The 25,788-nt window shown below is 67.1% G+C and carries 21 protein-coding genes; 8 read left to right on the plus strand and 13 right to left on the minus strand.

The window, feature by feature from the left end:
- Window positions 1-5: 5 nt before the first annotated feature.
- The 3 genes from rsmA to metG all read right to left on the minus strand — a co-directional run bounded on the left by rsmA (window position 6) and on the right by metG (window position 3,401).
- Complete coding sequence (rsmA, locus tag FM104_RS08845) at window positions 6-848, minus strand: 16S rRNA (adenine(1518)-N(6)/adenine(1519)-N(6))-dimethyltransferase RsmA (protein WP_087131455.1); 843 nt, start codon at window positions 846-848, stop codon at window positions 6-8.
- Window positions 849-937: 89 nt separating this feature from the next.
- The gene (locus FM104_RS08850) at window positions 938-1,813 is read right to left on the minus strand and encodes a TatD family hydrolase (RefSeq protein WP_087131458.1); all 876 of its coding nucleotides are present in this window, start codon (window positions 1,811-1,813) and stop codon (window positions 938-940) included.
- A 10-nt stretch (window positions 1,814-1,823) separates the two neighbouring features.
- The gene (metG, locus tag FM104_RS08855) at window positions 1,824-3,401 is read right to left on the minus strand and encodes a methionine--tRNA ligase (RefSeq protein ID WP_087131460.1); all 1,578 of its coding nucleotides are present in this window, start codon (window positions 3,399-3,401) and stop codon (window positions 1,824-1,826) included.
- Between the two features lie 209 nt (window positions 3,402-3,610).
- Between metG and FM104_RS08860 the strand changes: the two genes are divergently transcribed.
- Entirely contained in the window at window positions 3,611-3,886 is a 276-nt protein-coding gene (locus tag FM104_RS08860) for a hypothetical protein (protein ID WP_087131463.1), read from the plus strand.
- A 161-nt stretch (window positions 3,887-4,047) separates the two neighbouring features.
- On the opposite strand, the gene rsmI is transcribed toward FM104_RS08860, so the two are convergent.
- Window positions 4,048-4,863, minus strand: coding sequence for a 16S rRNA (cytidine(1402)-2'-O)-methyltransferase (gene rsmI, locus FM104_RS08865; RefSeq protein ID WP_087131466.1), 816 nt, complete (start codon window positions 4,861-4,863; stop codon window positions 4,048-4,050).
- 61 nt (window positions 4,864-4,924) lie between these two features.
- Here rsmI and FM104_RS08870 point away from each other — a divergent pair, with 61 nt between their 5' ends.
- A complete protein-coding gene (locus FM104_RS08870) occupies window positions 4,925-6,517 on the plus strand; it encodes a dolichyl-phosphate-mannose--protein mannosyltransferase (protein WP_256971588.1) in 1,593 nt (530 codons plus the stop codon).
- On the opposite strand, the gene FM104_RS08875 is transcribed toward FM104_RS08870, so the two are convergent.
- The gene (locus FM104_RS08875) at window positions 6,486-7,940 is read right to left on the minus strand and encodes an HNH endonuclease signature motif containing protein (RefSeq protein WP_087131470.1); all 1,455 of its coding nucleotides are present in this window, start codon (window positions 7,938-7,940) and stop codon (window positions 6,486-6,488) included. The two genes, FM104_RS08870 and FM104_RS08875, sit on opposite strands and share 32 nt — an antisense overlap.
- A 113-nt stretch (window positions 7,941-8,053) precedes the next feature.
- Between FM104_RS08875 and FM104_RS08880 the strand changes: the two genes are divergently transcribed.
- The gene (locus FM104_RS08880) at window positions 8,054-8,272 is read left to right on the plus strand and encodes a hypothetical protein (protein ID WP_087131473.1); all 219 of its coding nucleotides are present in this window, start codon (window positions 8,054-8,056) and stop codon (window positions 8,270-8,272) included.
- On the opposite strand, the gene FM104_RS08885 is transcribed toward FM104_RS08880, so the two are convergent.
- The 6 genes from FM104_RS08885 to FM104_RS08910 form a co-directional block, all read right to left on the minus strand.
- The gene (locus tag FM104_RS08885; protein WP_087131475.1) at window positions 8,263-8,622 is read right to left on the minus strand and encodes a GntR family transcriptional regulator; all 360 of its coding nucleotides are present in this window, start codon (window positions 8,620-8,622) and stop codon (window positions 8,263-8,265) included. The two genes, FM104_RS08880 and FM104_RS08885, sit on opposite strands and share 10 nt — an antisense overlap.
- On the minus strand, window positions 8,619-9,545 hold the full coding sequence (locus FM104_RS08890) for a hypothetical protein (RefSeq protein ID WP_087131478.1): 927 nt from the start codon (window positions 9,543-9,545) through the stop codon (window positions 8,619-8,621). The genes FM104_RS08885 and FM104_RS08890 overlap by 4 nt, the downstream gene beginning before the upstream one ends.
- Window positions 9,546-9,596: 51 nt before the next feature.
- The gene (locus FM104_RS08895) at window positions 9,597-10,514 is read right to left on the minus strand and encodes a DUF808 family protein (protein ID WP_087131481.1); all 918 of its coding nucleotides are present in this window, start codon (window positions 10,512-10,514) and stop codon (window positions 9,597-9,599) included.
- Between the two features lie 106 nt (window positions 10,515-10,620).
- On the minus strand, window positions 10,621-12,399 hold the full coding sequence (locus FM104_RS08900; protein ID WP_087131483.1) for a thioredoxin domain-containing protein: 1,779 nt from the start codon (window positions 12,397-12,399) through the stop codon (window positions 10,621-10,623).
- Between the two features lie 166 nt (window positions 12,400-12,565).
- Entirely contained in the window at window positions 12,566-13,402 is an 837-nt protein-coding gene (locus tag FM104_RS08905) for an aldo/keto reductase (protein ID WP_087131486.1), read from the minus strand.
- On the minus strand, window positions 13,399-14,841 hold the full coding sequence (locus FM104_RS08910) for a DUF1624 domain-containing protein (protein WP_256971589.1): 1,443 nt from the start codon (window positions 14,839-14,841) through the stop codon (window positions 13,399-13,401). The genes FM104_RS08905 and FM104_RS08910 overlap by 4 nt, the downstream gene beginning before the upstream one ends.
- 50 nt (window positions 14,842-14,891) lie before the next feature.
- On the opposite strand from FM104_RS08910, the gene hrpA reads away from it, so the two are divergent.
- From hrpA to FM104_RS08935, 5 genes are all read left to right on the plus strand, one after another.
- Window positions 14,892-18,965 (plus strand): ATP-dependent RNA helicase HrpA, encoded by a 4,074-nt coding sequence (hrpA, locus tag FM104_RS08915; RefSeq protein ID WP_087131488.1) that lies wholly within the window; start codon window positions 14,892-14,894, stop codon window positions 18,963-18,965.
- A gap of 24 nt (window positions 18,966-18,989) precedes the next feature.
- Window positions 18,990-19,934, plus strand: coding sequence for a quinone oxidoreductase family protein (locus FM104_RS08920; RefSeq protein WP_087131490.1), 945 nt, complete (start codon window positions 18,990-18,992; stop codon window positions 19,932-19,934).
- A 144-nt stretch (window positions 19,935-20,078) separates the two neighbouring features.
- A complete protein-coding gene (locus FM104_RS08925) occupies window positions 20,079-21,395 on the plus strand; it encodes an O-acetylhomoserine aminocarboxypropyltransferase/cysteine synthase family protein (protein WP_087131493.1) in 1,317 nt (438 codons plus the stop codon).
- Entirely contained in the window at window positions 21,392-22,384 is a 993-nt protein-coding gene (locus FM104_RS08930; protein ID WP_087131496.1) for a Gfo/Idh/MocA family protein, read from the plus strand. Before FM104_RS08925 ends, FM104_RS08930 begins: the two co-directional genes overlap by 4 nt.
- Window positions 22,385-22,409: 25 nt before the next feature.
- Window positions 22,410-23,435: an NYN domain-containing protein gene (locus FM104_RS08935; protein WP_087131499.1), complete on the plus strand. Its 1,026-nt coding sequence runs from the start codon at window positions 22,410-22,412 to the stop codon at window positions 23,433-23,435.
- A 29-nt stretch (window positions 23,436-23,464) separates the two neighbouring features.
- Here FM104_RS08935 and FM104_RS08940 read toward each other — a convergent pair whose 3' ends face one another.
- Both FM104_RS08940 and FM104_RS08945 read right to left on the minus strand, forming a co-directional pair.
- Entirely contained in the window at window positions 23,465-24,718 is a 1,254-nt protein-coding gene (locus FM104_RS08940) for an MFS transporter (RefSeq protein ID WP_179206733.1), read from the minus strand.
- Between the two features lie 46 nt (window positions 24,719-24,764).
- The gene (locus FM104_RS08945) at window positions 24,765-25,772 is read right to left on the minus strand and encodes a sugar phosphate isomerase/epimerase family protein (protein ID WP_087131504.1); all 1,008 of its coding nucleotides are present in this window, start codon (window positions 25,770-25,772) and stop codon (window positions 24,765-24,767) included.
- Window positions 25,773-25,788: the final 16 nt, after the last annotated feature.

A 25,788-nucleotide genomic window follows, 5' to 3' on the forward strand; every position in this document is an offset into this window, starting at 1 on the left:
CTAGCTCAGGGCGCGACGAGCGCGATGCGGTGGTAATCGTCGACCGTGAGATCCTCGCCGCGTGCGGTGGGGGCGACGCCGGCTGACTCGAGCACTTCGGATGCCGCCGAAGAACTGCCGAAGATGCCGGAAAGCGCCTGACGAAGCATCTTGCGGCGTTGGTTGAACGCGGCATCCACGATCTGGAACGTGCGACGGCGCTCGTCTTCGCTCCCCCGCGGCTCGGCGTCGCGCACGAAACCGACCAGCAGGCTGTCGACGTTCGGCACCGGCCAGAACACCTGCCGTGAAACCGTCCCGCACAGTCGCCACGGGCCGTACCAGGCGGCTTTCACACTGGGGGTGCCGTAGATCTTCGACCCGGGCTTCGCCGCGATCCGCTCGGCGACCTCGGCCTGCACCATCACGACGCCGCGCTGCAGGGTCGGGAAGGTCTCCAGAAAGTGCAGCAGCACGGGAACCGAGACGTTGTAGGGCAGGTTCGCGACCAGAATCGTCGGGTCACCGGGCAGCTCGGTGACGCGCAGCGCATCCGCGTCGACGATCGTGAGCGCCCCCTCGGGCACGCCGTGCTCTGCCGCGGTCTGCGGCAGCCGCGCGGCAAGTCGATGATCGATCTCGACGGCGGTCACCGCGGCCCCCGTCTCGAGGATCGCCAGCGTCAGCGACCCGAGTCCGGGCCCGATCTCCACGACCCGTTCCCCCGGTTGCACGGCGGCCGCGTGCACGATTTTGCGCACCGTGTTCGCGTCGACGACGAAGTTCTGCCCCAGCTTCTTGGTGGGGGTGACGTCGAGCTCGGCGGCGAGTCGGCGGATCTCGGTGGCGCCGAGCAAAGTGACAGTCATTCGTCCATTCTCCCGCATGTCGGCGCGGGCTTAGGATCCACAGCTGGCGGAACGGCCCCGCTGGCGCTGACAGGCCAGCCGAACGAGACTCAGCCGAACGAGCCGTAGACCGCGAGCGTGTTCGCGGCGAGTTGCGTGCACAGCTCATCGACCTCGAGCCCGAGCTCGGCGGCCATGAACCGCACGGTGATCGGCACGAGATACGGGGCGTTAGGCCGTCCGCGCAGCGGCACCGGCGTCAGGAACGGCGCATCGGTCTCGACGAGGATGCGGTCGAGCGGGGTGACCTGCAGGGCGTCGCGCAGGTTCTGCGCGTTCTTGAACGTGACGTTGCCCGCGAAGGAGAGGTAGTACCCGGCATCCGCTGCGGTGCGGGCCATCGCGTCATCACCCGAGAAGCAGTGGAAGACCGTCGTGTCCGGGGCGCCGACGCGCACCAGCGTCTCGAGGACGTCGTCGTGCGCCTCGCGGTCGTGGATCTGCATCGCGATGCCGTGCTTCTTCGCCAGCGCGATGTGCGCCTCGAAGGATTCGTGCTGCGCGGGGCGGCCGGGCTCGTCGGTGCGGAAGTAGTCGAGGCCCGTCTCGCCGATCGCCCGGGTGCGCGGATGAGCGGCGAGCTCGTCGATGACGGCGATCGCGTCGTCGAGGCGGCCGTCTGCTTTGTAGATCGGCGCATCGTTGGGATGGATCGCGACAGCGGCGAGCACCCGGGCGTCGGATGCTGCGGCATCCACCGCCCATCGCGAGGACTCGATATCTCCCGAAGCCTGCACGACCCCCGCGATGCCGACCGCCTGCGCACGGTCAAGCTGTTCGGTCAGCGACAGCGGATCATCGCCGTCGGTGATCTCGAGGTGCGCATGGTTGTCGTACACCGGGATCGTGAGCGGCTCGGGCGCCGCCGGGTAGCGGACGTTCTTGCGCCCTTCGGTCGAGCGTTCGCGCACGTAGGTGTCAGCCATCACACGGGCCTCAGGCGGTCTGCTCCACCCGCGGGAACAGCGGAGCGAGCGTCGACACGTGTGTTCCGGGGCTGAGAGCACCCCAGGTGCCGGCATCGCGGATCGGCTGGGAAGCCAGCGCGCCGAGGGACTCCTCGACGCCGAGTGCGCTCCACAGCTTCGCGGTCGACTGCGGCATCACCGGCGAGAGCAGCACGGCGAGCGCGCGAAGCCCCTCGGCACATGTGTACAGAACCGTGCTCAGGCGTGCGCGCTGATTCTCGTCGCGGGCGAGCGCCCACGGCTCGTTCTCGGTGATGTAGTGGTTCAGCCGGTCGACGATCGTCCAGATCGCGTCGATGGCTTCGTCGAGTCGGAAGTGCTCGACCGCAGCATCCGCTGCCGTGGCGGCATCCGCGACGATCTTCTGCACCTCGAGATCCTGCTCGGTGTACTCCGACGCCTCGGGGACGACACCGTCGAAGTACTTCTCGATCATGGCGATCGTGCGCGAGGCGAGGTTTCCGAAGCCGTTGGCGAGCTCGGACTGGTAGCGGGCGGCGAAGTCCTCCCACGAGAACGAGCCGTCCTGACCGAACGCGATCGCCGACAGGAAGTAGTAGCGATAGGCGTCCGAGCCGAACACGTCGGTGAGTTCGGTCGGCGCGATGCCGGTGAGCTTCGACTTCGACATCTTCTCGCCGCCGACGAGCAGCCAGCCGTGGGCGAAGACGCCCTTGGGCACGTCGAGCCCCGCAGCCATCAGCAGTGCGGGCCAGATCACGGCGTGGAAGCGCAGGATGTCCTTGCCGACCACGTGGTACGCCGGCCAGCGCTGCTGGAAGGTGTCCTCGTCCGAGCCGTAGCCGACCGCCGTGGCATAGTTCAGCAGCGCATCGACCCACACGTAGATGACGTGCGACTCGTCCCACGGCAGCGGGATGCCCCAGTCGAAGGTCGAGCGGGAGATGGAGAGGTCCTTCAGACCCTGTGACACGAAGGAGATGACCTCGTTGCGCGCCGAATCCGGGCGCACGAAGTCGGGTTGCGTCTTGTACAGCTCGAGCAGCCGATCCTGGAACTCGCTCAGCTTGAAGAAGTAGTTCTTCTCCTGCAGCAGCTCCAGAGGCTTGGAATGGATCGCGCAGACCTTCAGTCCCTCGAAGGGGCCAGTGCCGTCCACGATCTCGGAGTCGGGCTTGAACTCCTCGCAGCCCACGCAGTACAGCGCCTCGTACTCGCCGGCGTAGATGTAGCCGCGGTCGTAGAGGCGCTGGAAGAACACCTGCACGTTCTTCTCGTGGCGCTCCTGAGTGGTGCGGATGAAGTCGTCGTTCGCGACATCGAGAGTCTCCAGCAGCGGGAACCAGGCCTCGCCGACCAGCTTGTCGACCCACTCCTGCGGGGTGACGCCGTTCGCAGCGGCCGCACGCAGCATCTTCTGGCCGTGCTCATCGGTGCCGGTGAGCATCCAGGTGTCATCGCCCGCCTGTCGGTGCCAGCGCGACAGCGTGTCGACGGCCACCGTCGTGTACCCGTGGCCGATATGCGGGACATCGGACGGGTAGTAGATGGGCGTGGTGATGTAGAAAGATTCGCCAGCGGGCATGCTGTCGATTCTAGGCCGGAAGCGGATGGCGGGTTGCCCCGTGACTGGTGCTGCGTCTTCGCCGCGGGAGCTTGTCGAGTGCACGGGATCTCGTCGAGCGCACGGGATGCGCGCGCGAACTAGCCGTGCACTCGACGGGAAGCCGTGCACTCAGCGACGAGTGGCGGCGAGCGCGGGGTTTGGAAGAGACGTCGTGGGATGCTCTGTGCATGGATGCCAGTGACGAGCCCGACTGGGTGATCGATCTGGCTTCTCCTCCCGTTCGACCTACGGTCGAGCAGGCGGCGCTGCTGGCGGAGCTTGAACGTACGCTCGCGAGATTCGGATCACGGCCCGCCGATCCTCATGTGATTGCCGGTGTGGTCGCTCCTCTGGTGCACGGTCTGCATGCGTCAGGCATGACGGCGAACAGCATTGCCGCGCACAGCCGGATCCGCCCCGAAGGCGTCGACCGCATCCTGGCCGAAGACTTCAGCGACGAATAGGGTCGCAGTACGTCTCGAGGGCCCGCGCGTCATAGGCAGCGCCGATGCGAACGTCCTTCACGCCACCCCCATTCGCCGAGTGCACCGGTTGCTGCCGAGTGCACGGGCTGTTCGCATCGAGTTCCCGTGCACTCGGCGGGAGGGACGGGCATCAGCGGGCATCAACGGGCGGCGAGCGCGGCCTGGTAGAGATCGCGGGAGCTGAGGCCGGTGGCGGATGCGACCTCGGCGCAGGCGTCTTTCAGACGCGTGCCGGATGCCACGAGAGCCTGCACCTGTGCGAGTGCATCGTCGGCGGAGACCGCGAGAGGAGCCGCGCCTTCGACCACGACGACGATCTCGCCCTTGACTCCGGCCTCAGCCCAGGCCACGAGTTCGGCAGCCGTGCCGCGACGCACCTCTTCGTAGAGCTTGGTGAGTTCACGGCACACCGCAATGCGGCGATCGTCACCGAAAGCAGCACCCATATCGGCAAGAGACGCGGCGAGACGCGAGGGAGACTCGAAGAAGATCATCGTGCGCGGTTCGGATGCCAGCATCCGCAGCGTCTGGCTCCGCTCCCCTGACTTGCGCGGCAAGAAGCCCTCGAAGGTGAAGCGATCGGTGGGCATACCGGAGATCGCCAGCGCCATCAGCACGGCGCTCGGGCCGGGAATCGCTGTGACTGTCGCACCGGCGTCGACCGCGGCGGCGACCAGGCCGTAGCCGGGATCGCTCACGGCCGGCATTCCGGCGTCGCTCACGACCACGATGTCCTGATCGACGGCGAGGGCGGCGAGCTCGGCTGCCTTGTGCTTCTCGTTGTGGTCGTGCAGGGCGATCAACCGCGGACGGTTCTCGATGTTCAACGCGCGCAGCAGCCGCTGGGTGGTGCGGGTGTCTTCAGCCGCGACCACTTCGGCGTTCTCGAGCACTTCGATGAGCCTGCGCGATGCGTCGCCCAGATTACCGATCGGGGTTGCCGCGAGGATGATCATTCGACCAGCTTAGGCGGCGCGATTCAGGTGAGCACCCGGGGTGATTGCCTAGGCTGGGCTGGTGAGCCTGCCCCCTGCCCCGCTGCCGCCGCTGGATGCGCGCATGACGCTGTGGGAGCGGTTGCGAGACCGGGTGATGGCAAGTGGCTCGAGAGCGCGGATGCTGGCGTGGCTCGCCCCTGTGGCCATCACGATGCTGGCGATGGTTCTCCGGCTGGTGAACCTCGGGCATCCGCACGAGATCATGTTCGACGAGACGTACTACGTCAAAGACTCGTGGTCACTGTGGAACTTCGGCTACGAGGCCAAATGGGGCGATGGGGCCGATGCCGCGCTGCCCGACGGCGGTGTCTCAGCACTGCAGACGACGGCCTCGTACGTGGTGCATCCGCCGTTGGGAAAGTGGATCATCGGACTCGGCATGGTCTTGATGGGTCCGGGATCGAGCTTCGGCTGGCGCTTCACGACCGCGGTCCTCGGTTCGCTCACCGTGCTGCTGGTCTACCTCATCACGCTGCAGCTCACGCGCTCGCGCACGGTCAGCACGATCGCCGGTGGCCTGCTCGCCATTGACGGCCTCGGGATCGTGATGAGCCGCATCGCTCTTCTCGATGGCATCCTCACCTTCTTCATCGCGCTGGGATTCCTGTTCGCACTGCTGGACCGAAACCGCACGATCCCGAAAATCGACGCGGTGCTGGCCGATACGATGTCGGCGGATGCTGGCAGGGCCGACGACGAGCCCCCGAACCTGCGGATCACCGGCCCCGTGCTCTGGGCGAGACCGTGGCTGATCGCGGCGGGGGTGGCCCTCGGCGCCGCATCGGCTGTGAAGTGGTCGGGCTTGTACGCGCTGGCCGTGTTCGGCTTGTACGTCGTCGTCACCGATGCGCTGGCCCGGCGGCGGGCCCGCATTCTGCTCTGGCCGACGGATGCTGCGTTTCGCCAGGGCCCGGCGTCGTTCCTGCTGCTGGTGGGCCCCGCTTTTCTCACCTATCTCATCTCCTGGACGGGCTGGCTGGTGACGGCCGGAGGCTACGACCGGCAGTCGGATGCGAACCCGCTGATCGCCCTGTGGAACTACCATTCCTCGATGCTGGGCTTCCACGTCGGACTCGACAGTCCGCACCCCTATGCCAGTCCGGCGTGGCAGTGGCCGCTGCTGCTGCGTCCGACTGCTATCTGGGTGGGCGATGATCCGACGCCGTGCGGTACGGACCACTGCATCGCCGTGATCTCGTCGGTGCCGAACCCGCTGATCTGGTACGGGGGCGTCGCGGCGTGCGTGTATCTGCTGTACCGGTTCATTCGCGGGCTGATCGAGCGTCAGTCTGTCGGCGCCACGTACACCTTCGCACTGGTGGGCCTGCTGGCCACCTACGTGCCGTGGCTGCTGTTCCCCGAGCGGACGATCTTCCAGTTCTACACGATCGCAATGATGCCTTTCGTCGTGATCGCGCTGGCCGTCGCCCTCCGCGAGCTCGCGGGCCGATCGACAGAGCCGCTGCATCGCAGACAAGCCGGTCAGCGGACCGTCGCCGTCTACCTGATCGTCACCGTCCTGATCTCGGTGTTCTTCTATCCGGTCTGGACGGGCGTGAGCGTGCCATACAACTTCTGGCTCATCCATACCTGGCTGCCCGGCTGGATCTGAGCGGCGCGCGTCGCCCCGTTGGTCGCCAGCGACGCTCGCGGTCCCACCATCCGGGTCCTCGGATCTCTGGCGTCCCGTGTCGCATGCGGACCTGCCAGGCAGACAGATGCAGCGTGCGGTGGTGATGCCAGCAGAGCGCGACGCCATTGTCGGTGTGGGTCGGCCCGCCGCGGGCATGGTCTTCGACATGGTGGATTTCGCACCAGGTCGCGGGAATCGTGCAGCCGGGAACGATGCAGCCGCCATCGCGGGCGATGATGGCACGCCGTTGCAGAGAATTGAAGATGCGGGCCGAGATCCCCAGGCCGACGATGCGTCCGCGATCGTCGAACAGCACCCGCTGGATGCCGCCCGCACAGCCGACCTGCGCCGCGACACGCATCGGCACGGGAGCATCGGCCCCATCGACGTGCGCCCAGCCGCTGCCTACGGCGTAGTCGGATGCTGAGACCGTGACGAGCAGCGTCGGTGCCGCTCCTCCGAGGTCGGGCAGCTCACCGCCACGGGCTGCGGCCATCAAGATCGTCGCGAACGTGTCGTGCATCTTCTGCGGGCGGGTGCGGTCGTCGATGGGTGCGAGAGACTCCTCGCCCTGAGCGTCAGCCGAGTCCACGAAGTGCACGCCATCAGGCGTTGCCACCGGGCCGACGCGCGGATTCAGCAGGCTGTCCAGAAGACGATTGAGCTGCGCAGCAACCTCAGGCAGCAGTTCGCCGCGCAGCGGTACGCGGCCATGACGCACCGCGCCCATCCAGAGACCGCGCTCGTGGCTTGCGGCACCGTCTGAAGGTTCTGCGCCGTCAGGGTCGAGGTATGCCACGAGTACATGGGAAAGTTGCGCAAGCTCATCCGGAGTCGGCGCGGGCGCAACGCGGGCACCTGCCTCAGCATCCGCCTCGCCGTGGTCTCCGCGGGCGAATGCCGCGAGCTGCCGGTCTGCCTCGACGCGTGTCTCGTGCGCGATGCGTCCGCGACTGTTCTCGAGCGGGCCGGTCGCCGCAAGAAAGCCGTCGATGCCGATCGCCCCCTCGTTCAGGGCGAGACGCAGCTGCTCGAAACGGGCCGGCAGGAACGCACCATCGGTGATCCCGCGAGTCCGCGCGCCGCACCCGGCGGCCTTCACCAGGCGACGCGCCCGCGACCGGTCGATGCGCAGCACCATGGCCAACAGGTCGGCGGGGGTGCTGCATCCGTAGGTCGACGTCAGACGCTCCGCGCGAAGACCCTCTGACCGTTCACGCACCTGCGCGGTCGCCTCGACCTGTGCGGCATCGATCGTGCGTTGCACGCCGCCCGTCACGTCGAGCAGGCGCATCACCTCGTCGTCTGGCAGGTCGGCGATCTCTTCACACGCGAACGCCTCGCCGAGCACGGCGGCGAATTCCGCCTGCAGATACTCGAGCCGATCGACAACGCTGTTCATACCTACTATTCAACTGAAGGCCACCGACATTCGAACGAAGATTCGGGCCAAAGCTTAAACCCCAGGTTGAATCAACTTTCGCCACCCCGCAAACCCCCACCGACAATAGACAGATGCCTTCTCCCAACGGCTTCGAGCACATCGTCCGCGGCGACGATGTGCTGATCATGCACCACGGCACCCGTGCAGCCACACTCCGCGGCGCGAAGGCCGCTGACTTCCTCGCGCGCGTCGACTCCGAAGATCCGCAACTGCTGATGGCACGCCTGACCGGAAACTACCGGCGCGGCAACGAACGCACCGCCCGTCAGCATCCGCGAAATCACGACTGAGCGAGTTGCTCACCCCACGCGGCGCGCACGGCGCCCAGCGCTTCTTCCAAGCTAAGCCCCGCAGACGCCCCGACGAAAGCCTGCGCTGCGTCGCGCACCGCATCCGGGATCGCATTGCCGCCACGCACACGAGTGCCGTGTGCACGGCTGCTCTCGATGAGGCCGTCGTCCTCCAACGCCGCGTATGCCTTGGCCACCGTTCCCGCCGCGACACGCAAGTCAGCGGCGAGCTGACGGATTGAAGGAAGTCGTTGCCGATCGCTCAGAATTCCGGATCGGATGCTATCGGCGATCTGCGACCGGATCTGCTCGAAGGGTGCGACGGCACTGGTGGGATCGACGGTAATCATGGCGTCGCACCGAATGTCTCGGATGCAAATGGTGTCATGCGCGCCCCGATTCCGGCTGCGGTGAGCCCAGCCACTGTCACGCTGACTGCGCTGGCCAACAGCGCCACGACGCCCAGCGTCACCAGGCCATAACCCGCCACTAGCCACAACGCCGAGGTCTCATCGAGCACGGAGCGGAGGATGGCAGAACCCGCGATGCAGGCTATGCCGCCGAGCGTGAAGAGAATGGCACCGGTGGACAGCCCGAGGATCGTCTCCCCCGTCCGGCGCCGCCATTGCGCGTCGATATGCGCATCGTCCGCAGAGGGGAACGCGGGCGTCGAGCTGATCCGGTGCAGCGCCGCTGCCGTCGCGATGATGAGCACGACAAGCGAGATCAGCGCGGGGATGCCGTAGAACCAGCCCGGATACGGCGATGCCATGTGACTTGCGTGGGGCGACTCGAATCGGATCACCCGAGACCAGCCGCCATTGTCATCATCTGCCGCCGTGAGGCCACCGAACACGACCACCAGCAGGAACAGCACAGCAGTCGCGCCGAACATCAGCATCCGCCGACGGGGAACGACCGAGCGCAACGAGCGCGGAATCAACGTGGCGGCACGAACCTCGCCCTCAGCCACCGGGACGATGCGCGGCGGCATGGCGGAATAGACGGCGATGCCGGCGGCCGCCGCAACCAAAGAGGCGACGTTGAACACCTGGCCAAGCGCAGACCACCTGAGCCCGGCGACCGACAGTGAGACAAGCACCGCGATCGCGACCAGAACAGCGATGACTGCCCGCCGCCGTGCCGCTTCGATCATCGGCACCACTCGCGGGGACACCGCAATTCCGCGGCGACGACGGCGTGTCGCAACCCAGACGATGACCACCGCGACCACGATGGGTAGAACGGACAAGATTGCAGCGATTCCCGACATGACGCCTCCCTGGTGTACCAACAAGACGGTACACGGCGGCAGGCGCGTGTGTCAACGAGTTAGTACAGCGTTCCGCCGATGCCCCTCATCGAAGTTCGGGCGCTTGCCCAGCATCCGCCCGATCGCGAGCACGATGCCGACGACGATGAGGCCCACGAGCATCCCCACCACCGCCGAGACGGCAGTGTCGCCGAGCCAGACGACGAAGCCGCCGAGCGACGCCAATAGCTCCGCGACACCGTGCAGCAGATCGGAAAGCACCGGCCAGCCGACCTCACCCAGGTTGACGATCACGAGGTGTCCGCCGACCCACAGCATCGCGACGGTGCCGATGACGCTGATCACGCGGAACACCGCTGGCATCGAGCGCACGATGCGCGTGCCCGTGTGGCGCACCCGTCGCACCGGGCTCTTGGCCATCTTCAGACCGACATCGTCGATCTTCACCAGCAGCGCGACGACGCCGTACACGGCCGCAGTCATCAGCACAGCGATCACCGAGAGCACGCCCAGCGTCTGCCAGAACCCCATGTTCCGGTCGAGGCTCGCCATGGAGATGAGCATGATCTCGGTCGAGAGGATCAGGTCGGTGCGGATCGCGCCCCAGACGAGCCGCTTCTCGTCGCGCGCGCCGGCTTCGGCGTGTCCATGACTGAAGCCGAACCACTCCAGCACTTTTTCGGCGCCCTCGAAGCACAGATACGTGCCACCCACGATCAGCAGGAACGGCAGCGCCCACGGGGCGAATGCGGTCAGCAGCAGCGCGATCGGGATGATGATGAGGAACTTGTTCGCAATCGAGCCGAGCGCGATCCTGCCGACCACCGGCAGCTCTCGGGCTGGCGACAACCCCTGCACATACTGAGGCGTGACCGCCGCATCGTCGATGACGACACCGCCGGCCTTTGCCGACGCCTTCATCGCGGCGCTCAGGATGTCGTCGACGACCGCCAACAGACCAACCGACATGCGCTCTCCCCCGTGTCTGCATCCGTCGCTCGGCGAGCGGATCGGATGAGGCTTGCGGATGCCGTCGATGCGCCGGCCCCGTCAGGCAACGCTACTGGGTACGAGGTCAGCGCGTTCGCTGCACAGCCGCAGCATCCGACACCGGCAGCTGACACACGAACGCACGGCAGTCGTACACGGCGCCGTCGACGGCATCCTTCCCGTCGAACAGTTCGAATCCGGCATCGGCGAAGCCTTTGGCCTGCATCGGCGTCACCACGGTCACGATGTCGGCTTCGACTTTTCGCGCGACCTCAGCGAGTGTGCTTGTCGGGTCGGATGTCACGGCTATGACCTGCCGCGGCGGCTCGGCGATCCCGGCCAACACGCGCAGCAGCGCGCCGAACGCCAGCGGCTGCGCGAGCGCCCGCGACGCGAGCCCCGCCGCGATGTCTTCGGCCTGCACCCGATGCGCATCGCCCGCTCCGAGTCGCCAGGCTGTCAGATGCGCGGATGCCCGGGCTGCCGCACCCGAGGGCAGATCGCCATCGCTGTCATCGCCGGCCTGCGGGATGCCGTGCGCCACCAGCACCGGGTCAGGCGTGACGTCTTCAGCCAGCAAGCTGACCGCAGTCGATGCCCACGACACGTCACCGGTGGCGAGCGCGAGTGCCAGCAGTCCTTCTGCGAACAGCCCCAGGTCGGCCACGGTCGCGACAGCCGTCGCCGCGACTCCATCCAGTGACGAGCGCACCAGCGATCCGTCCGCACCGCGATTCCTTGTCAGCACGGCGTTGGCTGCTGCGGCGGCAGCATCCACCCACTCCGTCTCACCCAGCTGCGCACCCGCCCGCGCGAGCGCACCGATCGCCATGCCGTTCCAGCCGGTGAGCACCTTGCCGTCAACCGTCGGCGGCTCCAGTTCCGCACGTCCGGCAGCATCCCGCCGGTAGTACCCGCCCTCGTTTCGCTCCCCGTCGATCCACGACTCCGAGTCCTGTGCCGCACCGAAGCCGCCGCCGTCGCGGCGGAGAACCGTGAGCAGGAAGCCGGCGATGCCGCGCACGATGTCCTCGCCCCCGGCGTCGAGCGCAACGTCCATCAGTTGCGCGTTGTCGGTCAGCATCCGCTCATAGTGCGGCACGGTCCAGTCGCGCTGGGTCGCGTAGCGGAAGAACCCGCCGTCGACGTCGTCGCGCAGCTCTGCATCGGCCATGGCGGTGAGGGCACGGCTGGCGGCGTCAGCAGCCCCCGCGAGCGGATGCTGCAGAAACCGCAGCGTCGTCGCCATCGGGAACTTCGGAGCGCCGCCGAACCCGCCGAACTGACGATCCTCGCGATCAGTGATCGACGCGGCCGCGGTCTGCAGCAGCTCCGCGTCCGGCAGCGGAGAGACGGTGCGGATCGCCGCTTCCTGCAGAGCCTCGGCGACAGCATCCGCCGAGGCGAGCACCTCATCGTGACGTGCTGTCCACGCGTCGCGCACGGCCGCGAGCACCTCACCGAACGCGGGCATCCCGCCGCGGGCCTCCGGCGGCCAGTAGGTTCCGGCATAGAAAGCGCGACCCGCAGGCGTCGTGAAGACGGTCAGCGGCCAGCCCAGGCTCGGAGTGAAGGCGGATGCCGCCGCCATGAACGCAGCATCCACATCGGGGTGCTCTTCGCGATCAATCTTCACCGGCACGAAGCCGGCGTTGATCTCTGCTGCCGTTGCCGGATCGGAGAACGACTCGCGCGCCATCACGTGACACCAGTGACAGGTGGAATAGCCGATGGAGATGAGCAGCGGCACGCCGCGCTCACGCGCCTCGTCGAAGGCCGCCTGCCCCCACGGATGCCAGTCGACAGGATTGTCGGCGTGCGCGCGGAGGTAGGGACTGAGCGTCTGTGCCAGCCGGTTCGTCATGCCTTCACGCTACCCGGCGGGTCCGACACTCGACACGACGCCCACACCCCTACTTAGCGCCGAGACCCCCAGCTACGGGCGTCCCCATCCGGGGGTGTCGACGACAGCTGGGGGTCTCGGCGAAGGGGGTCTCGTCGAAGGAGGCCTCCGCGAAAGCGGCGTGGGCTCAGTTGAACTCGTTCGGGTGCGTGCCGACGCGGCCCGAACCGTCGAGCGGGTCGAGTGCGTCGATCGCCGCGATCTCGGCATCCGTCAGCGTGAAGCCGAACACGTCGAGGTTCTCGCGCAGACGCTCGGTATGCACCGACTTCGGGAACACGATGTTGCCCTTCTGCAGGTGCCAGCGCAGCACGACCTGCGCGGGGGTCTGACCGTGGGCGGATGCCGCGTCAGCGACCGCGGGGGTGCCGAACAGGTCGTACTTGCCCTGCCCGAGGGGGCCCCAGGCCTCAGTGCGCACGCCGTGCTCGGTGCCCCAGGCGACGACCTCGCGCTGCTGGTAGGCCGGGTGCAGTTCGATCTGGTTGACCGTTGGCACGACGCCGGTCTCGGCGACGATGCGCTCCAGGTGCTCGACGAGGTGGTTCGAGACGCCGATGCTCTTGGTGAGGCCGGCCTCGCGCAGCTCGATGAGCTTCGACCAGGCGTGCACGTAGTTGTCCTTCGCGGGAGTGGGCCAGTGCACGAGGTACAGGTCCACCTGCTCCAGGCCGAGCTTCTGCAGGCTCTCGGCGATCGCCGCACGCGGCTCATCGCCGTCGTGGCGGTCGTTCCACAGCTTCGTGGTGATGAACAGCTCTTCGCGCGCGATACCGCTCTTGGCGATCGCGGCGCCGACGCCTTCTTCATTGCCGTAGATCGCGGCCGTGTCGATGTGCCGATAACCGACTTCGAGCGCTTCGCTGACCGCGCGCTCAGCGTCGTCAGCGGGCACGAGGAAGACGCCGTAGCCGAGCTGAGGGATGCTGTTTCCGTCGTTGAGTTCGAGAGTGGGGATCGTCATGTATCCACCCTAGAGCCTGTCATGACAGGCGTGGGCCCCGAGTCGCCGCTTGGGCGCGGCTCCGCCGCCCGGCGCGCGGCTGACGCGGCCACTTGCTCCAACGGCCCCTTCCCGATCAGCATCGACCACACTGTGGCCAGCACGACGAAAGCGATGGCCGACCACGCCCACAACTCCCCCGAGGCCGGCATGGAACCAATCGGCCCGACGAGCACCCAGTACGAGATGACATGAAGGCTGTACACGGTCAGCGGCATCGATCCGACCGCAGCCAGTGGCAGCAATAGAGCGCGAAGTGGGCGAGCGGCCAGCAGGCACAGCCCGATGACGGCGATGGCGAAACCTCCCGAACCCACGATCTCCGCTGATCCACCGGAGTGCGGCTGCACGCTCACGACGGCGTCGAGCATGCCCGCCAATGGCTCGAAGCCACGCACCTGCTCGAGATACGACTCCCATCCGCCCTCGGGATCGGCATCGTCCCAGGACCCCTCGTTATCGCTGCCAGGAATCACGCCGTCCTCGGGATAGCAGGTGATGTACCCGTCGCGGAAGTCATCGCAAACCATGCCGCTGAAGTCAATGTCATCAGATGGAACGCCCAGATCAGCGGCACTGCCGCCGTTTCCGCTGGCAGAGGCAATCGACGACGATGACCATGACGATGACCAGGACCCCTCGTCACCCATACCCCCGAGTGCGGCAGTTGCAGCGGAGCCGGCTCCGTATCCGACTGCGGCGAGCGCGATGCCGATCAGCAGCAGCAGCGCAGCGGTGCGCACCTCGGTGAGTCGCATTCTGCCGATGACCAGCCCGGCCAGCATGAGCGCGAACCACACGGTGATCGGATAGGTGCCGAACAGCACGAGGGTGACGCCGGGCCCCTGTGGTCCGAGCAGAACCGCGTAGAGGCCCGCAAGAACGACCGGCGCCACGAGCGCAACGGCGCCGGCGACGATGAGAATCCGGGTGGTGCTCCAACGCACACAGGGCACGGCCACGATGTAAAGAATCCCGTACAGGGTGAGCACGACCGCTATCGGCGTGTTCAGCAGCTCGAGAAGCAGCCCGATGGCGAAGATCACTCCGCCGCGTCCGAGCAGCTGCAGCCGGATTCGCGGGAGCGACTCCGCTGCTGCGCGGGCACGGCCTGTCATCAACGAGATCGACACCCCGGCGAGTACGGCGAACAGCAATGAGGAGCGACCGTGCACGAGAGCGCCCCACGTCTCAGGTCGCAGGAGCTCCAACTCCGAAGCTGCACCGAAATGTGCCGCCATCATGCCGAACACGGCGAGGGCGCGAGCGACGTCGATGCCCATCAGCCGCGGCGCGCGACCGAAGTCGCGCCACCACGCGCGCGCACGCAAAAGCGCTGGCGGGTTGCGCCGATCCGAGCGAGGGATGCCAGTCGCACCGGGTGCGGCGTCAGTCTTCACGGATAGATCCTAAGCTCATCCCCGCGCGCAGACACGTACGATGAAGGGCTATGTCTTCGCCGGTCATCACCTACCCGCCCGAGCTGCCAGTATCCGCCGCTCGCGGCGAGATCGCCGACGCCATCCGTGATCACCAGGTCGTGATCGTCGCCGGCGCCACGGGATCGGGCAAGACCACGCAGCTGCCGAAGATCTGCCTCGAACTCGGGCGCACGAACATCGCGCACACGCAGCCGCGCCGACTCGCCGCCCGCACGATCGCCGAGCGCGTGGCGGAAGAGCTGCACGTCGAACTGGGCGGGCTCGTCGGCTACAAGGTGCGCTTCACCGACCAGGTATCGGCCGACACGAAGATCGCGCTGATGACCGACGGCATCCTGCTCAATGAGGTCCATCGCGACCGGCTGCTGCGCCGCTACGACACGATCATCATCGACGAGGCGCACGAGCGCTCACTCAACGTCGACTTCCTGCTCGGCTACCTGCGGCGCATCTTGCCGGAGCGCCCGGAGCTGAAGGTCATCATCACCTCGGCCACCATCGATCCGGCGAGCTTCGCGGCGCACTTCGCCGACGCCGATGGTGAACCGGCACCGATCATCGAGGTCTCCGGCCGTACCTTCCCGGTCGAGATCCGCTACCGTCCGCTGATCGACGATGACGCTGGGCCGAAGGGTGCCGGGTCGAAGCATGCTGGACCGGTGAGCCCGTCGAACGGACCCGAAGACGAGGTCTCAGCGATCGTCGCAGCGCTGCGCGAACTCGACCGCGAAGCACCGGGCGATGTGCTCGTGTTCCTACCCGGAGAGGCCGAGATCCGGGATGCCGCCGACGCGGTACGCGGCGCCTATCCGTCGACGACTGCGCCGGTCGAGGTGCTTCCCCTCTACGGCCGTCTCTCGGCCGCCGAACAGCATCGTGTGTTCGAGCGCCCGTCGAAGGGACAGGGCAGTCTGCGCTCATCCCGTCGCGTGGTGCTGGCCACCAACGTCGCCGAGACCAGCCTCACCGTGCCCGGCATCAAGTACGTCATCGACACCGGAACCGCCCGGATCTCGCGCTACAGCAGTCGCTCCAAAGTGCAGCGACTGCCGATCGAGCCGGTCTCGCAGGCGTCGGCGAATCAGCGGTCGGGCCGCGCCGGACGCACGAGCGACGGCATCGCGATCCGGCTCTACAGCGAAGACGACTTCGAACGCCGCCTGGAGTTCACCGAGCCGGAAGTGCTGCGCACATCACTGGCATCCGTCGTGCTGCAGATGCTCTCGCTCGGTTTCGGCGACATCAGCGAGTTCCCGTTCCTCACCCCACCGGACTCACGCGGCATCAAGGCCGCATTCGACCTGCTCGGCGAACTCGGCGCAGTCACGATGCAGCGCGGCGCGGGCTCGAAGCTCACCCGCATCGGGCGCGACCTGGTGCGGATGCCGATGGACCCGCGTTTCGCGCGCATGCTGGTGGAGGCGGCTCGTCCTTCGGCTGGCACAGGCACCCACGGCGGCGGTCAGGTGCTGGAAGACGTCATGGCGATCGTCGCGGGGCTGTCGATTCAAGATGTCCGCGAGCGCCCCTCGGCCGAAGCACCCCAGTCGGTGCGTGATGAGGCCGAACGCTCGCATGCGCGGTTCACCGACCCGACCAGCGACTTCCTGGCACTGCTGAACCTCTGGAACCACCTCCGCGAGCAGCAGCGCGATCTGGGTTCCAGCGCCTTTCGACGGATGTGCCGCAGCGAGCATCTGAACTACGTGCGCGTGCGCGAATGGTTCGACGTGCATCGCCAGTTGCGCTCGCTCACCAAGGGGCTCGGCGAGAAGCGCGACAAGAGCGAGAAGCAGGACAAAAGCGAGAAGAGCGGCGACGCGCGCTCCTCCGGCGCCGCGGATCCGGATGCCATCCATCGCTCGATCCTGGCCGGGCTGCTCTCGCAGATCGGCATCCTCGACGAGCGCACCACGGCGAAGGGCGTGAACAAGACGCCCTCCAAGGAGCAGAAGCGACGCATCGCCGAGTATCGGGGCGCGCGCGGCATCCGCTTCTCGATTTTCCCGGGTTCCGGGCTGCGCAAGAAGTCTCCACAGGCGGTGATGGCCGCCGAGATCGTCGAGACCTCGCGCACGTTCGCGCGCACGGTCGCAGCGATCGACCCGGCCTGGGCCGAAGCGCTTGCCGGCGACCTTGCCAAGCGTCAGGTCACCGAGCCGCACTGGTCGAAGGATGCCAGCGCCGCTGTCGCCTACGAGAAGGTGACGCTGTTCGGGGTGGAGATCATTCCCAAGCGCCGCGTGCAGTTTGCACGAATCGACCGGCCGGGCGCACGCGAGCTGTTTCTGCGTCACGCCCTCGTCGAAGGCGAGTGGGACCCGCAGCGCATCGACAAGCGCGTCAGCGCGTTCTGGCGCGCCAATGCCGAACTGCGCCGCCGGCTGGAGAAGCTCGAGGAGCGCGAGCGCCGTCGAGATATCCTCGCCGGCGACGAAGCGGTGTTCGCGTTCTACGACGAGCGCATCCCGCACGAGGTGTTCGACGTGCGCTCGTTCGAGAAGTGGTGGCGGGATGCTCTGCAGCAGACCCCGAAACTGCTCATCATGCGCGAGAGCGACCTCATCGACGATGAGGGGCGGGCAGACCAGAGCGAGTTCCCCACGCGCTGGACCCAGGGCGATCAGGTGCTCGGCCTTGCATACCGGTTCGAACCCGGCGCGGAGGACGACGGCGTCAGCGTGGTGATGCCGTTGGCCCTGCTGCAGCAGGTGCGCGACACCGGCTTCGACTGGCAGGTGCCGGGGCTGCGCGCCGAGCTCGTCACCGCGCTGCTGCGCGCTCTGCCCAAGGCCATCCGCCGTCATGTCGTGCCCGCGGCCGACTGGGCGGACCGGTTCGGTCAGGAGCTCGCCGACGAAGGTCCGGAACGACACGGTGGCGTGCCAGCGCTATCACTGAAAGAGGCACTGGCAAAGCGCATCCAGCCGCTGGCCAACCAGCGCGTCTCCGCCGACGATTTCGATGACGAACGGGTGCCCGGTCACCTGCGCGTCAACTTCCGCGCGGTGGATGAGCGCGGCCGCGTGGCGGGGTCGGCCCGCGATCTCACCGAGCTGCAGCAGACCCTGTCGGGTCGCTCGCGCGAGAGCGTCGCGCGGTCGCTGCGGCCGTCGCTCTCTGGCGCTCCTGCCGCGAACCCGCTGCAGGGCCCGGCTAAGCTCGCGGAGCTGCGCGCGCCGAAGGGCCCCGCCCTCGAACAGGACGACCTCACCGACTGGACGTTCGGCGACCTCCCCGAGCTCCTCGACACGAAGGTCGCCGGCGGAACCGTGCGCGGCTACCCGGCGATCGTCGACCGCGGCAAGACCGTCTCGGTGCGGGTGGAGGCGACGGCGGATGCTGCCGCATCCGCCACCCGTGACGGTGTGCTGCGCCTGGTGCTGCTGAACGTCCCCTCACCCTCGTCATACGTGCAGAGCCACCTCACAGCTCCCGAGAAGCTCGCATTGGCGGCATCGCCCTACGCAAATGTCGCAACTCTTATCGAAGATGCCCGCACCGCGGTGGTGCGCGCACTGATCGAGGAGGCGGCGGGCCCTTCGACGAGCGCAGCGACCCAGGTGCGCACCCGAGCCGACTTCGAGCGGGTGCGCGATGCCGTCAGCACCGCACTCGTCGATCGCCTGTTCGCCTATGTCTCGCTGGTCGCCCGCATCCTCACGAAGAGCCGCGACGTGGAGCGCGGCATCAAGTCGCAGAACTCGCTCGCGCTGCTCGGCCCGCTGAACGACATCCGCACGCAGCTCGGCGGTCTCATCCGTCCCGGCTTCATCTCGGCCACCGGAACCGAGCGCCTCGCGCATCTCCCCCGCTATCTGGACGGCATACTCGACCGGCTGAAGACGCTGGAGAACGATCCGGGCAAGGACCGCACGCGGATGACCGAGTACGAGCGCATGGCGACGGCGTTCGCGGATGCCGGAGGCACGATCCCCCTCGCCCCCGATGCTCCCGCATATCTGGTCGACGTGCGCTGGCTGCTGGAGGAATACCGGGTGAGCATGTTCGCGCAACGACTCGGCACCGCTCAGCCCGTCTCGCCGCAGCGCATCATGAAAGCCCTCGCGGCCCGCGCCTGACACGGATGCCGATAGCCTGGCCGCATGGCTCGCGCAATTGCTTATACAGAAATCGGGACGCCTGACGTCCTCCAGCTCATCAACATTCCCGTGCCGGTTGCCGGCCCGGGTGAGGTCGTCGTGGGCATCAACGCTGCGGGCGTCAACCCGCTCGATGCGAAGCTGCGCCGCGGCGCACGTCCCTCAGCGCCGATCACGGAGCCCCGCCGCGTCGGATTCGACGGCGCCGGAGTGGTGACCGAGCTCGGCGAAGGCGTCACCGGCTTCGCGATCGGCGACCGCGTCGCGATCAACAACGTTCTGGGCACCTACGCCACGGCCCTCGCCGTGCCCGTGGAGCGTCTGGTCAGGCTCAGCGACGGCGTGACGATGGCCGAGGGCGCCGCTCTCGGCATCCCGATCGGCACGGCCTATCAGTGCCTGCGCTCGCTGAACGTGAGCAAGGGCGACACCCTGCTCGTGCACGCCGGCTCCGGGGCGGTCGGCCAGGCTGCCGTGCAGTACGCCACGCTGTGGGGCGCGACGGTCATCGCTACGGGCAGCCCCGCGCGTTTCGAGCAGCTGCGCGCACTCGGCGCCATTCCGGTCGCTTACGGCGACGGCCTCGCCGACCGGGTCCGCGAAGCCGCCCCGGAAGGCGTCACAGTCGCGCTGGACTGCATCGGCACGGACGAGGCCATCCAGGCCTCGCTCGAGCTCGTCGAGGACCGCGACCGCATCGCCACGATCGTGCGCGGCCCGGATGCTGCCGAATTCGGCATCCGCGCTTTCTCCGGCGGCAGCCCGATCCCCCTCACCGATGAGGAAGTCGCATGGCGCGACGAGGCGATCGCTCTCACCGTCAACCTCATCGAGGCGGGCGATTTCCAGATCGAACTCGGTCCGGAGCTGCCGCTCGCCGAAGCCGCACGCGCTCACGAGCTGATCGAGCAGAACGGGGCCCGCGGGAAGATCGTTCTGGTTCCCTGAGTAGCGGGCGCGAGCCGCGGGCACGCGGGGAAACACGGCGCAACAGTTCGACACATCCGACGCATCGACTCGCGAGCATCCGCATGATGGTCACATGTCCTTTGCTCCTGATGATCTGTACGCCGTCGCCTGCGGCTCACGCGCATGACCGGCTTCGCAACGGCGCAGGTGCAGGCCGGTCACAGCGTCTCCTCGGCAGCGATCGGCGCCATCCCGCCGATCCATCAGACGGCGGCGTACGAGTTCGCCTCTCTCGCCGAGGCCGCTGACCTGTTCTCGCTACGCAAGCCGGGCATCATCTACGGCCGCAACGCCAATCCCACGCAGCAGATCCTCGAAGAGCGCGTCGCCCGTCTGGAAGGCGGCGCGAGCGCGGTTGCCGTGGCCTCGGGGCAGGCAGCGGTCGCGATGACGCTGCTTGCGCTGGCGCACCGCGGTGGGCACATCGTCGCCGCACGCCAGCTCTACGGGGGCACGGTCGATCTGCTGCAGGAGACACTCGACGACTTCGGCATCGGAGTCACCTTCGTCGACCAGGACGACATCGATGCCTGGCGCACCGCGATCACTCCGCAGACGCGCGCATTCTTCGCCGAGTCCATCGCGAATCCGATCGCGCAGGTGCTCGACATCCGCGCGGTCGCCGACATCGCGCATGGCGCCGGCGTGCCGCTGGTGATCGACAGCACCGTCGGCACTCCGTATCTGATCCGGCCGGGCGAGCACGGCGCCGACTTCGTCGTGCACTCGGCGACGAAGTTCCTCGCCGGGCACGGCAGCTCGCTCGGCGGTGTCGTCGTTGATCAGGGGACGTTCGATTTCGGAGCGGATGCTACCCGCTGGCCTCAGTTCACGCAGCCGTACACGCGCTTCGGCGATCTGGTGCTCTGGGAGCGCTTCGGTCAGGGGCAGGCGTTCGCCGTGCTGGTGAAATCGAAGTACGTGCACGACCTCGGCCCATCGATTTCGCCGTTCAACGCCTGGCAGATCCTGCAGGGCATCGAAACCCTCGATCTGCGGGTCGCCAGGCAGAGCGCCACGGCGCTGCGCATCGCGGAGCATCTTGCGCAGCATCCGGCCGTCTCCCGCGTGCACCATCCTGCACTCGCTGGCAACCCTTGGCACGACCTCGCCGCACGGTACCTGCCCCGCGGCGCGCCGTCGGTGTTCTCCTTCGATCTCGCCGGCCCCGACGACACCGCCTTCGAGCGTGTGGCGGCGGTCGTCGATCGACTTGAGGTTTTCCGCTTGGTGGCGAATATCGGCGATGCGCGCAGTCTCGTCGCACACCCTGCATCCATGACTCATTCGCACTTCACGGCGACTCAGCGGGCCGACGCCGGGATCTCGCTGAGCACGATTCGCCTGTCGGCTGGTCTCGAAGACCCGGCCGATCTCCTCGCAGACCTCGACCATGCGCTCGCGCACGCTGACGTTCGCCCCGATACGCTGGAGACATGACCGGACTTCGCTGGGGCATCCTCGCCACGGGCGGCATCGCCGCTTCTTTCGCATCAGATCTGCGCACCGCTGGTCTCGACCTCGTCGCCGTGGGCTCGCGATCGCAGGAAGCTGCGGATGAGTTCGCCGCCCGGTTCGACATTCCGCGCGCGCACGGCTCGTACGAAGACCTGGTCGAAGACCCTGAGGTCGACATCATCTACGTGTCAACCCCGCATCCGATGCACCACGAAGGCGCCCGTCTCGCCCTGCAGAACGGCAAGCATGCACTGGTTGAGAAGGCTTTCACTCTCAACCAGGCCCAGGCCGAAGACCTGCAGCAGCTCGCGAAGAAGAACGGCCTGCTGGTGATGGAGGCGATGTGGACGCGCTACTTGCCGCATATGATGCGCCTGCGCGAAATCATCGCCGAAGGAGTGCTCGGCGAGATCCGCGCCGTGACGGCCGATCACACCCAGCTGCTCCCCTCTGACCCGACGCATCGCCTGAACGCACTGGATCTCGGTGGCGGCGCACTGCTCGACCTGGGCATCTACCCGATCTCGTTCATCTGGGACGTACTGGGAGCACCGACGTCGGTCCAAGCCACCGCCCGGATCATCGAGACCGGAGCCGATTCCGAGGTCGCCACGGTGATGATGCACGAGGGCGGGGCGATCTCCACGAGCCTGTCGTCGTCGAGGGCCGCGGGGCCCAACACCGCCACCGTGATCGGCACGAAGGCGCGGGTGGAAATCGATCGCTTCTTCTGGGCGCCGAGCGTGCTCCGTGTATTCGACCCCGACGGTGAACTCGTCGAAGAGTTCGATGGACGGATGCGTGACGGAGAGGCTCGAGGCATGCACCTCGAGGCGCTCGCGGCAGAGCGTCTGGTGCGCAATGGCGTCCTCGAAGGTGACATCCTGCCCATCGCAGAGAGCGTCGCGATCATGGGCACCCTCGACGAGATCCGCCGCCAGATCGGCGTCGTCTACCCCAGCGAGAGCTGATCATTTTTCACGTGAGGAAGCACTGATGACCGAGAGCAACACGGGCCGCGTCGCCGTCTACCTCGACTTCGACAACATCGTCATCTCCTGGTACGACCGAGTGCACGGCCGAAACGCCTACGGCAAGGATCGCCAGCGGATCACGGACAACCCGCATGACACCGAGGTCGCCGAGCGGCTGAGCCGAGCGATGATCGAGGTCGGCGCGATCATCGACTACGCCTCCTCGTTCGGCACGCTGGTGCTGACTCGGGCGTATGCCGACTGGTCTTCGCCGGTGAACGCCGTGTATCGCTCGCAGCTGGTCGCCCGCGCCGTCGATCTGGTGCAGCTGTTTCCCGCTGCGGCTTACGCGAAGAACGGCGCCGACATCCGGCTTGCGGTGGATGCCGTGGAAGACATGTTCCGTCTGCCCGACCTCACGCACGTGGTGATCGTCGCCGGCGACAGTGACTATGTCCCGCTCGCGCAGCGCTGCAAGCGACTCGGCCGCTACGTGATCGGCGTGGGCGTCGCGGGGTCGACGGCGAAGTCGCTGGCTGCCGCATGCGACGAATTCGAATCTTACGATTCACTGCCGGGTGTCGTGCGTCCGCCGAAGCAGCAAGCTGCGGCACCGGCAGTCGCCGCGACTGCACCCCCGGCCAAAGCGCCCAAGGACTCCCCCGAGACCAAGGATGCCAAGGACACCAAGGACAAGCCGGAGCCGAAGCGCGCGACCAAGACTCGCAAAGCACCGACCGCGAAGGCCGAAGAGAGCAAAGCAGACGAGAGCAGGCCGGACGACAGCAAGGCGGACGAGGCTTCCACCGAGCAGAGCGAAGCGACGCAGCTGCTGGAGCGCGCCCTGCGCCTCGGCCACGACAAAGCAGGCGCCGACGAGTGGTTGCACGCCTCTGCGGTGAAGACCCAGATGCGCCGGATGGACCCGTCGTTCAGCGAGAAGGCGCTCGCCTACCGGTCGTTCAACGACTTCCTGCGCTCACGCGATGAGATCGCGGAGCTTGAGGAGAGCGGGCACGAGCGGCTCGTCCGGCTGCGCGAGACCTGAGTGTAGTTGTACATCACAACGAGCGTGGGTCACCGCGAGCGGAGTGTTCGCCATGAGATCGAGACTACGAACGCCGTGCAGACTCCGACGATGCCGTAAGCGAAGCGTGGATCTGTGGCATCGGCAAGAATCCCGGTGAGCAGGCCGGTGATGACGCTGGACCCGGGCAGCGCCATCGCCCAGATACCCATGACGCGCCCGCGGATGCCGTTCGGCGTTGTCAACATGACGAAGGCGTTTGCCCGAGCGATGAACCACATCGATGCGCCGCCGACCAGGGCCATTCCAGCGAAAAGCAGAGGTAGCGTTGGCGCAGCCGCGGCGGCGATGACGGCGATCGCCAACCCGACCGCGAGCGCTCGCACTTCACCGGCACGTGGCACCAGCGGCCCGGTCGCGGAGAAGACGGCACCGGGCAGCGCGCCAAGCCCGAAAGCTACCGCCAACGCGCCGTACGTGCCTCCATCAGCATGAAACACATCGGCCACTACCAGCGGGATCACAACCGCTATGTTGAACGATGCGGCGGCGCCCACCGCCAGCAGGAGCGTTGACCGGACCGCACCGGTGCGCACGACGAACTGCCACGGGCTCAGAAGTTCGGTTGCAGGGGCCCGATGCGCGTCAGCACCAGCACCAGCTCCTGGGGTGTGGAACGGGCTACTCACCGCACTTGCGGGCTCCTGCACGTTCGGCAGATAACGCAGCCTGGTGAGCACGACCATCGACGGAATGAACATCAGTGCGTTGAAGGCGAAGCACCAGCCAGGGCCAGCGACGACCAGCAGAGCGCCCGCGACGGCCGGGCCGAGCACGCGGGAGCCGTTGATGATGACCTCGTTCATGCTGACCGCACTGGTGATGCGGGCACGCCCGACGAGGTCCAGCACGAACAGCTGACGAGCCGGATTATCGACGGAGAACGCCAGCCCGTGTGCTAAGGAGAGAGCGAAGAGCAGAACTAGAGTCTCCGCCCCGGCGAGGGTCACCGCGGCGAGCGTGGTCGCCACAGCCATCTGCGTGGTCGCCGTCACCAGTAGCACCGACCGACGTGAGAACCGATCCACAAAGGTTCCGGCGAAAGAGCCCAGCAGCAGCGTGGGCAGCATCATCGCCGATGTGACCACTCCCAGCGCAAGGCCGTCACCGCCGAGATCGACCACCAGCCAGGCCAGCGCGACGATCGAGGCCGCCCCTCCCGAACCGGAAAGCAGCTGCGCGAGACTCCACTGCCGGTACGGCACGATCTGAAGGGAGCGGAACGAGCGTGTCAACGCTTCCACCGAGAATCGCGATCGCAGCTCGCGCCGCCACCCGTCGGGCTCTGAGCTACTGATTGCTGAATGCCGCGTCGAAGGACGCTGTCGGCTTAGGCCACAGCAGTGAGCGAACGTATTCGACAGCCTGGCCAGCGCCATGCAGGCGGTCCATTCCGGCGTCTTCCCATTCGATCGAGATGGGACCGGAATAGCCGATCGCATCCAGTGCGCGGAAGGCGTCTTCCCAGGGCACGTCGCCGTGTCCGGTCGAGACGAAGTCCCATCCGCGTCGCGGGTCACCCCACGGCAGGTGCGATCCGAGCACTCCGGCGCGGCCGTTCTGCGGGCGCATCCGTGTGTCCTTGCAATCAACGTGGTAGATGCGGTCCTTGAAGTCCCAGATGAATCCGACCGGATCGATGTTCTGCCACATCATGTGCGAGGGATCCCAGTTGAATCCGAAGGCCTCACGATGGTCGATCGCTTCAAGTGCACGGATGCTGGACCAGTAGTCGTAAGCGATCTCGGACGGGTGCACCTCATGCGCGAACCGCACGCCCTCACCGTCGAAGACGTCGAGGATGGGGTTCCAGCGTGCAGCGAAGTCGTCGAAGCCGTCCTCGATGACAGATGCCGGAACCGGCGGGAACATCGCGATGTACTGCCAGATCGAAGAACCCGTGAAGCCGACGACCGTCTCGACGCCCAGCTTGCGGGCGACCCGCGCTGATCGCTTCATGTCCTCCGCAGCACGCTGGCGCACGCCTTCGGCGTCGCCATCGCCCCACACATAGTCGCGCACGATCGCCCGGTGCCGGAAGTCGATCGGCGAATCGCACACCGCTTGCCCGGCGAGGTGGTTGGAGATCGCGAAAACCTGCAGGCCGTGCCGGTCGAGGATCTCTCTCCTGGACGCGACGTAGGCATCGTCTTCATCGGCACGCTTCAGATCGAGATGGTCGCCGGATGCTGCGATCTCCAACCCGTCGTAGCCCCATGAGGCGGCGAGCCTGGCCACTTCCTCAAACGGAAGGTCGGCCCACTGGCCGGTGAAAAGCGTGACGGGATGGGTGCTCATGTCGTGCTCCTTCGCG

The organism is Microbacterium esteraromaticum, assembly GCF_900163815.1.
GTDB lineage: Bacteria > Actinomycetota > Actinomycetes > Actinomycetales > Microbacteriaceae > Microbacterium > Microbacterium esteraromaticum_B.

Bases quoted from the DNA above. Each gene is read 5' to 3' on its own strand.
- FM104_RS08885 (WP_087131475.1), bottom strand. From the start codon at position 8,622: ATGATTACCGTCGATCCCACCAGTGCCGTCGCACCCTTCGAGCAGATC.
- rsmA (WP_087131455.1), bottom strand. From the start codon at position 848: ATGACTGTCACTTTGCTCGGCGCCACCGAGATCCGCCGACTCGCCGCC.
- rsmI (WP_087131466.1), bottom strand. From the start codon at position 4,863: ATGATCATCCTCGCGGCAACCCCGATCGGTAATCTGGGCGACGCATCG.
- FM104_RS08860 (WP_087131463.1), top strand. From the start codon at position 3,611: ATGGATGCCAGTGACGAGCCCGACTGGGTGATCGATCTGGCTTCTCCT.
- FM104_RS08890 (WP_087131478.1), bottom strand. From the start codon at position 9,545: ATGTCGGGAATCGCTGCAATCTTGTCCGTTCTACCCATCGTGGTCGCG.
- FM104_RS08880 (WP_087131473.1), top strand. From the start codon at position 8,054: ATGCCTTCTCCCAACGGCTTCGAGCACATCGTCCGCGGCGACGATGTG.
- FM104_RS08875 (WP_087131470.1), bottom strand. From the start codon at position 7,940: ATGAACAGCGTTGTCGATCGGCTCGAGTATCTGCAGGCGGAATTCGCC.
- FM104_RS08850 (WP_087131458.1), bottom strand. From the start codon at position 1,813: ATGGCTGACACCTACGTGCGCGAACGCTCGACCGAAGGGCGCAAGAAC.
- FM104_RS08905 (WP_087131486.1), bottom strand. From the start codon at position 13,402: ATGACGATCCCCACTCTCGAACTCAACGACGGAAACAGCATCCCTCAG.
- hrpA (WP_087131488.1), top strand. From the start codon at position 14,892: ATGTCTTCGCCGGTCATCACCTACCCGCCCGAGCTGCCAGTATCCGCC.
- FM104_RS08920 (WP_087131490.1), top strand. From the start codon at position 18,990: ATGGCTCGCGCAATTGCTTATACAGAAATCGGGACGCCTGACGTCCTC.
- FM104_RS08925 (WP_087131493.1), top strand. From the start codon at position 20,079: ATGACCGGCTTCGCAACGGCGCAGGTGCAGGCCGGTCACAGCGTCTCC.
- FM104_RS08935 (WP_087131499.1), top strand. From the start codon at position 22,410: ATGACCGAGAGCAACACGGGCCGCGTCGCCGTCTACCTCGACTTCGAC.
- metG (WP_087131460.1), bottom strand. From the start codon at position 3,401: ATGCCCGCTGGCGAATCTTTCTACATCACCACGCCCATCTACTACCCG.
- FM104_RS08945 (WP_087131504.1), bottom strand. From the start codon at position 25,772: ATGAGCACCCATCCCGTCACGCTTTTCACCGGCCAGTGGGCCGACCTT.
- FM104_RS08900 (WP_087131483.1), bottom strand. From the start codon at position 12,399: ATGACGAACCGGCTGGCACAGACGCTCAGTCCCTACCTCCGCGCGCAC.
- FM104_RS08930 (WP_087131496.1), top strand. From the start codon at position 21,392: ATGACCGGACTTCGCTGGGGCATCCTCGCCACGGGCGGCATCGCCGCT.
- FM104_RS08895 (WP_087131481.1), bottom strand. From the start codon at position 10,514: ATGTCGGTTGGTCTGTTGGCGGTCGTCGACGACATCCTGAGCGCCGCG.